3 protein-coding genes and 1 pseudogene are annotated in these 4211 nt (G+C 60.6%); 3 read left to right on the top strand and 1 reads right to left on the bottom strand.

The annotated features are described in order from the left end of the window. From KBT70_RS06035 to KBT70_RS06025, 3 genes and pseudogenes are all read left to right on the top strand, one after another. Nucleotides 1–118 (top strand): annotated as a pseudogene (locus KBT70_RS06035) (glutaryl-CoA dehydrogenase); the annotation flags it as partial. A gap of 3 nt (nucleotides 119–121) precedes the next feature. After that, the gene (locus tag KBT70_RS06030) at nucleotides 122–1381 is read left to right on the top strand and encodes an FAD-binding oxidoreductase (protein WP_296629752.1); all 1260 of its coding nucleotides are present in this window, start codon (nucleotides 122–124) and stop codon (nucleotides 1379–1381) included. A gap of 91 nt (nucleotides 1382–1472) precedes the next feature. Beyond that, nucleotides 1473–2879 carry an MATE family efflux transporter gene (locus tag KBT70_RS06025; protein ID WP_296629750.1) on the top strand — a complete coding sequence of 469 codons (1407 nt, stop codon included), beginning with the start codon at nucleotides 1473–1475 and terminating at the stop codon, nucleotides 2877–2879. A gap of 35 nt (nucleotides 2880–2914) precedes the next feature. Here the strand turns inward: KBT70_RS06025 and KBT70_RS06020 are convergent, their stop codons facing one another. Further along, the gene (locus KBT70_RS06020; protein ID WP_296629749.1) at nucleotides 2915–3913 is read right to left on the bottom strand and encodes an IS30 family transposase; all 999 of its coding nucleotides are present in this window, start codon (nucleotides 3911–3913) and stop codon (nucleotides 2915–2917) included. Nucleotides 3914–4211 lie beyond the last annotated feature (298 nt).

Raw genomic sequence — 4211 nt, 5'->3', positions numbered from 1 at the left:
GTTTCAGGTCATTCGCCACATGGTCAATCTCGAAACGGTCAATACCTACGAGGGCACGCATGATGTGCATGCGCTCATCCTTGGCCGGGCGCAGACCGGGCTTCAGGCGTTCTTCTGATCGATGCCGGGCCTTGGCAACCTCTGGCGCGAGAGCGCTCTCGAGACCTTCGCAGCGCCGCCTTTGCGCGGCGAACGCATGGTGGATCTGGCCATCATCGGCGCGGGGTTCACGGGCCTGTCGGCGGCGCTTCATGTCGCAGGGCAGGGGGCCGATGTGGCGGTGCTCGAGGCCGAAACCGTGGGTGAGGGGGGCTCTGGCCGCAACGTGGGGCTTGTCAACGCAGGGCTCTGGCTGCCGCCTGATGAGGTGTGCAAGATCCTCGGGGCAGAGGCGGGCGAACATCTCAACACGGTTCTGGCCGAGGCCCCAACGCTGGTCTTTGACCTCATCGCACAGCACGACATCGCCTGCGAGGCCACCCGCAACGGCACCCTGCATCTCGCCCACGCGCCCAAGGCCATGGCAGACCTGAAATCGCGCCACGCGCAACTCGCGGCACGCGGCGCGCCGGTGCGCCTGATTGACATGAACTCCACCGCGCAACGTACCGGAACTGATAGGTTTTATGGCGCGCTCCACGATGCGCGCGCGGGCACCATTCAGCCGCTCGCCTATGCACGCGGCCTGGCCCGCGCCGCCCATGACGCAGGGGCCTTGATTTGCGAGCAGACCCCAGTCACCGCCGCAGAACACCGCAGCGGCCAGTGGATCATCACCACCCCCAGCGGCAAACTCCGGGCGCGGCATCTGCTCATTGCCACCAATGCCTATCACCGCCCCATCACCCATGTGACCCGCCCCGACGTGCCGATTGTCCAGTATTTCCAACTGGCAACCGCCCCTATTGGCGACAATCTGGCGGGCGATATTCTGGCCGGGGGTGAGGGCTGTTGGGATACCGGCCTCGTGATGACCTCGGTGCGCCGCGACCGGGCAGGGCGTGTGATTCTGGGCGGCATGGGCGGCGATGCAGCCCTCCATGAAAATTGGGCGCGGCGCAAACTGGCCCAGCTTTACCCGCGTTTGGCGGGGTCTGAGATTGCCCATGCCTGGGCCGGGCGCATCGCCATGACCCATGACCATTTGCCCCGGATTCAACGCATGGGGCCGGGCGCGCTGGCAATCTTTGGGTATTCCGGGCGCGGTATCGGCCCCGGCACCGTCTTTGGCCGGGCCGCTGCTCTGGCGCTCTTGTCGGGCGACGACAGCGGCCTGCCGGTGCCCGTGGTCGAGAGCCATTCCGAACAGTTCGTGATCCTCAAGTCACTCTACTACGAAACCGGCGCACGCCTCGTGCATGCCGTGGCGGCCCGCCGCTGAGCATATTTGCACACTTAGTGTTGACCGCGCACCACTTGCGCCGCGGCCCAGCAGGGCTATCTCAGCATCCGTGATGTAGCAGGAGCATGACATGGCCCTCACCGATACCGGCGGCAGCTTTACCCAAGGCAATCTTTTTCGGCACATCTCGGTGATGTCCTTTACCTCGAGCATTGGCCTCATGGCCATCTTTGCCGTGGATCTCATTGATATTCTTTTCATTTCCATGTTGGGACGCGAGGAGTTGGCGGCCGCTGCGGGCTATGCCAGCACCATCATGTTCTTTGCCAGCGCCATCAACATCGGCCTCTCCATCGCCGCAGGCGCGCTTGTGGCGCAGGCCGAAGGGCGCAACGACCGCGCTGCCGCACGCGACGCGGCCAGTGCGACGGCGGTGATTTCGGTGGCTGTGGGCCTCCTTGTGCCGCTGCTTGCATTGCCGTTTATCGACGACATTCTCGGGCTGGTCGGCGCAGAGGGCGCGATGCGCGACATGGCCGCGACCTATCTCTGGATCATCCTGCCCACGACCTTTGTCTCGGGTCTCTCGATGGTGGCGGTGGCGGTGCTGCGCGCCTATGGCGATGCGCGGGGGGCGATGTATCCGGCGCTCTTGGGCGCGGGCGTCAACCTCGTGCTCGATCCGATCCTGATCTTCAGCCTCAATATGGGCCTTGAAGGAGCGGCGGTGGCGACCGTCTTCGCACGTGTGGCGACCATGGTTTTGGCCCTAGGCTTTGCCATTACCCGCTACCGGGCCTTTGCCAAGCCGCATTTCGCTTGCGTGGTGCGCGATTGTGGCGGCGCCATCGGCATTGCAGCCCCGGCCATGCTGGCGACCGTCGCAACCCCTGTGGGCGCCGCGATCGTCACGCGCGAAATGGCCAAATACGGGGCCGATGCAGTGGCGGGCATGGCGGTGATCAATCGTCTGGTTCCAGTGGTCTTTTCTGTGGTGCTGGCGCTGTCGGGCGCAATCGGGCCGATCTTTGGCCAGAATTTCGGGGCAGGGCGGCTGGACCGGGTGCAAGAGACCTTCTTTGACGGGCTCAAATTCCTGGCGCTCTATGTCCTCACCATGTCGGCGCTGCTCTTTGCACTGCGCGCGCCGATTGCCGATCTCTTTGACGCCACCGGACAGATGCGCAGCCTGCTCTATCTCTTTCTCGGTCCTCTGGCGCTCGCGTCCTTCTTCAACGGCGCGATCTTCATCGCCAATGCCTCATTCAACAACCTTGGGCATCCGGGTTACTCGACATGGGTCAACTGGGCGCGCAACACGCTGGGCATCTGGCCCTTTGCCGTCGCCTTCGGCATGATCTGGGGCGCGCCGGGGGTGCTTTTGGGGCAGGCGCTTGGCGGTGTGGTCTTTGCGGGTGTGGCCACCTGGCTTAGCCTGAGAGTGATGGAAGCACCGTGCAAGGACCCGCTGTCGGGGCATTTTTCATGCCCCGATCACCGTATGCAGATCGTCATGAACCGGTGCAGCCGGTCCTGAACATGATGACTCAAGGGTCGTTGCGACAGTTTCCGCTATTTCAGTTTCATCAATTCTTCCCTGAATGCTTCCGTCGGTGTGCGCCAACCAAGACACTTTCTTGGGGTGCCGTTGAGGCGGTCGCAAATCGCCTTCATATTGCGATTTGAGAGCGCCGCGAGTTGGGTGTCACGGGGCAGGTATCGTCTTGCGCGTTTGTTAAGGTTCTCGACCGAGCCCTTTTGCCAGGGTGCTTGTGGGTCACAGAACCAGCTGTCAGTGCCGATTCCCGACTTGAGCTTCCGCCACTCCCTGAACTCGAAACCACGGTCGAAGGTGATCGATTTGCGGGCCGGCTGGGGTAGGGGTTCCATCACATCCATTAGCTTGCGCATGAAGTGGGTGGAGCTGCGATCATTGTTGCGGAACAATACGGCGAACCTCGTCTTGCGCTCGACAATGGAAGCAACATTCATGTTGCCTTGGGCGCGCTCAAAAATCATCAGATCGCCTTCCCAGTCGCCAAATATCTCGCGCGCGTCCACGTGCTCGGGGCGCTGATGAATGGACCGATCTGGCGGAAATACCTGTCCCCTAGGGCGTCTAGCATACCGGGGCCGCCGTTTCTTGCGGCGACTTGGAAGGTATCTGGCGAGTTGTTCCGATTGCCCTTCAGCGCTGTAAACATGGGTGTAGATAGTTTCATGGCTTACGCGAATGGCATGTCCTTCAAATGCAAGCCGACCGGCAATCTGCTCGGGTGACCAGCCTTCTTTCAACTGAGTGATGACGGCCTTCCGAAGCTTGGGGAGACGGATCAGTTTCCGCCGCCGCGCACGCCGGGCTTCTGCTTTCCGCTGTGCAATTACACCATAGTAGCCACTGAGATTCGACAGTTCACCATCGGTGTAAAAGTTCCTCTTGATGTCGCGATAGATTGTTGAGCGGTGTCTCCCAAGCTCAGCGGCAATTTTTCTGATCGAAAATTTTGCATTGAGCATGTCCTCGATTACACGTCTCTCACGCAAATCCAGCTCTGTGTGGGCCATCTTCATTCTCCTTGCTTTCCAACAAGATAGAGGATTTGTCGCAACCCAGTTTAGAATGTGCCCCAGGTTAATCCGTAATTCGCATAATCAGTATTATGTAATTAATAGAGATGATCAGATTAGCCACACCAATCCATTCACCGCTTACGAATATACATTATATCAGGGTGTTACCCACCATTTCTGATCTGAAATCGGCCAGCATCTCCGTGATCCGGATGCACTGGTCCTCAGAGATGCTCACGCTCCTACCACGCAGGTCTCGACTCGGCACAGATTCGCAGTTTATGAGAGAACCGCAGGA

The organism is Roseovarius sp. (assembly GCF_018066915.1).
In the GTDB taxonomy this organism is placed as follows: domain Bacteria; phylum Pseudomonadota; class Alphaproteobacteria; order Rhodobacterales; family Rhodobacteraceae; genus Roseovarius.
The sequence above is the reverse complement of the archived record's forward strand: the minus strand, read 5'-3'. Positions and strand labels throughout refer to the sequence as shown.